We start from the raw sequence: 3,289 nt of genomic DNA, 5'->3' as shown, positions 1-3,289 counted from the left end.
CACAGTGACACAAATTATAGCTCATGCCGGTCTTGGCTGTCTTGTAGGTGCTACGGCGAATGGTGATTGTCGTGCCGGTGCGATTGGTGGTGCAGTGGGTGAAGCAACCGCCATGCTCCAGTTTAAATTGTTGGTGCAAGGTGTTGTGAAAGAGGAAATGGGAGATCTTAATGGTCGCACCCCTACTGCGGAAGAGGAAGCGCGTATAAACGCAAAGATTGATGCGCTATTTGCTAATAAAGAGAGCATGATTGATGTGGCACGCGTTGCTGGTGGCTTTGCTGCTGCCCTTACTGGTGGTGATGTCAATACTGGTGCTGATGCTGCAGGTAATGCCGCAGAGAATAACTACCTCAGCAGTGCTCAACGTGCCCAAATGGAGAAAGAATTAAAGGAGTGTCCCGATAAGTGGTGTCGAAAAGACGTTGCAGAAAAATGGCATGAGATTGATGACCAACAAGATGTGTTTTTTTCGGTAGGTGTGGTCGCTGGTGTACCAGCTGAATTATTCGATACGGCTCAAGGTTTTTGGCAAATAGTCAGACATCCCAAAGAGACTTTGAAAGCGCTTAAAGAGTTAGTGACGAGTGGAAATGTTACAGAAACTGTTAAGCAGTCTTACTTAGAGCGTATTAATTATCTAGAGGAAGAATTTCAGAAAGCGGGAATCCGTGGTTCCTTTAATGCCGGTCTTGAATTTGGAAAATTATTGACGGAAGCAGCATCCCTGTTGGCTGGAGGCGCTGGGGCAGTCAAGGGAGGCATAAAGCTTGGCGAAAAGGCTCTGGCTAAATTCGCATCTAAAGCTGAAGCAGCGGCTGCAACAGGCAACAAAGTTTCTCATTCTCTTGGAGAAATAAGTAATGAAGTAAACGCTACTCATTCAGAAAAAGAAATCGCTCAATCGCTAGAAAAAATGAGCGATGAAGCTATTGCAACTCAATATTTTGGACAGGAAAGAAAATTCTGGTCAAAACCTATAGAGGTTGGGTTTGAAATAACGAACAAGGGAGAAAAAATTAATCAGATAAACAAAGTTTATCAGAGAGAAGATTTGTTTGATCCTAATAGAATTGTTACTTGGACAGTCAAAGGAAAAGAAGTAAAAGGTACAAATATTGAGAGGATGAAAACAGGGAGAGCTCCTCTTGATGCTAATGATAATCCCATTGAATTACACCACATGCTGCAAACACATGATGGTCCCATAGCAGAGGTTAGCAGTAAGTTTCATAACGAATATCATTCTACTATTCATATTAATCCTAATACAATGGGATCAGCTATTGATAGGGATGCATTTGCTTTGTGGAGACAGAAATATTGGAAGGAACGTGCTAAGATGTTAGAAGAAAATATGAAGTTAAAAAAATAGCAATTTATGGAGAACAAATTATGAAGACTTACACTTTAGCTGATGTTGAACAATTAATTGATAAAGTAAATAAATATGATGATGATATTATCAATTTCGGTACTGCAGAGGACGCAGTTAGTGATGTACGGATTAAAGAGGCAGAAAAAACTCTCGGTCTACAATTTACAACTTCTTATAAGGAGTTTTTAAAAAATTATAAAGGAGGAGAAATTGGTTATGAGGAAATTTTTAGCATTTATAACGCAAGTTTTGAGGATCATCCTGCTGGTGATATTGTGTATAAAAACTTATATCATAGAAAACATGGTTTTGCGACACCAGAACAGCTTATTGTTAGCAGAACTGATTTTGGTGAGACATTTTATTTTGATTACTCTCAGTTTCGGGATGGTGAGTGTCCGCTCTATCTTAAATTTCCACCTAGAAATCCCCAGTATTACGCGAGTAATTTTTATGAATTTCTCTGTAAAAGAATTAAAGAGCACGCAGGGGAGGATTCATGAAAACTTACACTTTAGATGATATTGCAGAGTTGGTTGAGAAATATAGTGATATTGTTGATTTTGGCACTGCAGAGGATGCGGTTAGTAATGAAAGGATTGAAGAAGCTGAGAAAATTCTTGGTGTAAAGTTTACAACTTCTTATAAAGACTTTTTAAAAAATTATAAAGGAGGAGAAATTGGAGGTTATGAAATATTTAGCATTTATAACGCAAGTTTTGATAAGTGTCCTGCTGGTGATATTGTTTTCTATCATTTGACGGATATAAAAAATGGTTTCGCAAAACCAAATCAGCTTGCCGTGAATAGAACTGATTTTGGTGAAACATTTTACTTTGATTATACTCAGTTTCAGGATGGTGAATGCCCACTTTACGTCGAGATTCCATCTGGAGCGTCACATTATTATGCAAGTAATTTTTATGAATTTCTCTGTAAAAGAATTAAAGAGCACGCAGGGGAAGATTTATGAAAACCTATACCTTAGATGATGTTGCAGTATTAATTGATAAAGTGAATAAATATGATGATGAGATTATTAATTTTGGTAGTGAAGATGATGAAGAGAATGAAACGGATGATCTACAGATTGAAAAGGCAGAGAAAACTCTCGGCGTACAATTCACATCCTCTTACAAAGTTTTTTTAAAAAAATATGTAGGAGGAGAAATTGGTGGTGAAGAAATTTATAGCCTTTATGGAGATTGTGGGGAAGGTATTCCTGCTGGTGATATTGTTTACCAAAACTTACTCGATAGAAAACATGGTTTTGCGACACCAGAACAGCTCGTTGTGAGTTATGATCTTGATGAAACCTTTTACTTTGATTATACGCAGTTTCGGGATGGTGAATGCCCACTCTATGTCATGCTTCCATCTGAAGAGTGCGAATATTACGCAAGTAATTTTTATGAATTCCTTTGTAAAAGAATTAAAGAAAGCGTGGGAGCTGAGATACTTAATGGTGATCAACCAATTGAAAAGCCTGAGATCCTTCCCACTCCACAACCTATCCCTTTTTACAAGCGTTTTTGGAAAAAATTATGGAGAAGATGACATGGGGGGAGGAAATACGTAACGTTTATAAGGTATATGCAGCAGATATTCCTAGTAGTGGTATTATTTGCGATCTCTTAATTCGCTTCTAAAAAAAATCTTGCAGAACTTGCCGCTCAAGGAGATCTGACCAAGCTTGAAGCGAAGAAAGAAAAGACCAAAATTGCTCTAAAGAAAAAAAGAATTGGTTAAAAGGCAAACCCACTAAATTTATCGAACTAGCCGACTCACAGAGATGGCAGGAGTTGGACAATCCTTACAAAAAACGGCCCCTTTTATAGATCGTGTAACTCGTGAGACAGAAAGGAATCTGATCAAAGCAACCATTGGTACAGGCGTTCAAACGGTTTTTGA

Annotated in this window: 4 protein-coding genes; all 4 read left to right on the top strand. The window is 38.1% G+C overall.

Features of this window, described 5'->3' with window-relative positions:
• On the top strand, positions 1-1,375 hold a 1,375-nt coding region (locus PVV64_RS10150; RefSeq protein ID WP_273760868.1), incomplete at its 5' end, for an HNH/ENDO VII family nuclease.
• A 20-nt stretch (positions 1,376-1,395) separates the two neighbouring features.
• Entirely contained in the window at positions 1,396-1,881 is a 486-nt protein-coding gene (locus PVV64_RS10145) for an SMI1/KNR4 family protein (RefSeq protein WP_273760867.1), read from the top strand.
• Positions 1,878-2,351, top strand: coding sequence for an SMI1/KNR4 family protein (locus PVV64_RS10140; RefSeq protein WP_273760866.1), 474 nt, complete (start codon positions 1,878-1,880; stop codon positions 2,349-2,351). The genes PVV64_RS10145 and PVV64_RS10140 overlap by 4 nt, the downstream gene beginning before the upstream one ends.
• The gene (locus PVV64_RS10135) at positions 2,348-2,935 is read left to right on the top strand and encodes an SMI1/KNR4 family protein (protein ID WP_273760865.1); all 588 of its coding nucleotides are present in this window, start codon (positions 2,348-2,350) and stop codon (positions 2,933-2,935) included. The genes PVV64_RS10140 and PVV64_RS10135 overlap by 4 nt, the downstream gene beginning before the upstream one ends.
• Positions 2,936-3,289: the final 354 nt, after the last annotated feature.

This window comes from Bartonella sp. ML70XJBT.G, assembly GCF_028618575.1.
GTDB lineage: Bacteria > Pseudomonadota > Alphaproteobacteria > Rhizobiales > Rhizobiaceae > Bartonella.
This window is presented reverse-complemented; position numbering and strand designations above follow the sequence as displayed.

What these genes read in the sequence shown, in the direction of transcription:
- PVV64_RS10135 (WP_273760865.1), top strand. Translation starts at nt 2,348, where the DNA reads ATGAAAACCTATACCTTAGATGATGTTGCAGTATTAATTGATAAAGTG.
- PVV64_RS10140 (WP_273760866.1), top strand. Translation starts at nt 1,878, where the DNA reads ATGAAAACTTACACTTTAGATGATATTGCAGAGTTGGTTGAGAAATAT.
- PVV64_RS10145 (WP_273760867.1), top strand. Translation starts at nt 1,396, where the DNA reads ATGAAGACTTACACTTTAGCTGATGTTGAACAATTAATTGATAAAGTA.